This window comes from Micrococcus sp. KRD077 (genome assembly GCF_017168505.1).
Classification (GTDB): domain Bacteria; phylum Actinomycetota; class Actinomycetes; order Actinomycetales; family Micrococcaceae; genus Micrococcus; species Micrococcus luteus.
On the sequence record NZ_JABFAZ010000098.1, the window covers coordinates 1 to 454 of the forward strand.

General features: G+C 32.4%; 1 protein-coding gene. It reads left to right on the forward strand.

Going from position 1 to position 454, the window contains the following annotated elements; genetic code table 11:
* Positions 1–172: 172 nt before the first annotated feature.
* Positions 173–454: winged helix-turn-helix transcriptional regulator (locus tag J1M39_RS11930; RefSeq protein ID WP_206496837.1), on the forward strand; the 282-nt coding region annotated here is incomplete at its 3' end.

Consider the following 454-nt stretch of genomic DNA (forward strand, 5'->3'; position numbering starts at 1 on the left):
CCTTTTACACGATGGAATGAACTTACTTTTTACGAAATTATGCGTATTTTATAAACAAATATCATTGATATAACGGTAAATGTAAGCGTTTACAACAGAAATAACAGCATGCTACGATATTTTTGTGAATTCACTGATTCAAGTATTTTAAGTCAATATGAGGAGGGATGTTATGAGCGATTCTGAGAAAGAAATTTTAAAAAGAATTAAAGATAATCCGTTTATTTCACAACGTGAACTTGCTGAGGCAATTGGATTATCTAGACCCAGCGTAGCAAACATTATTTCAGGATTAATACAAAAGGAATATGTTATGGGAAAGGCATATGTTTTAAATGAAGATTATCCTATTGTTTGTATTGGCGCAGCGAATGTAGATCGTAAGTTTTATGTGCATAAAAATTTAGTTGCAGAAACATCAAATCCTGTAACGTCAACACGCTCTATTGGTGGC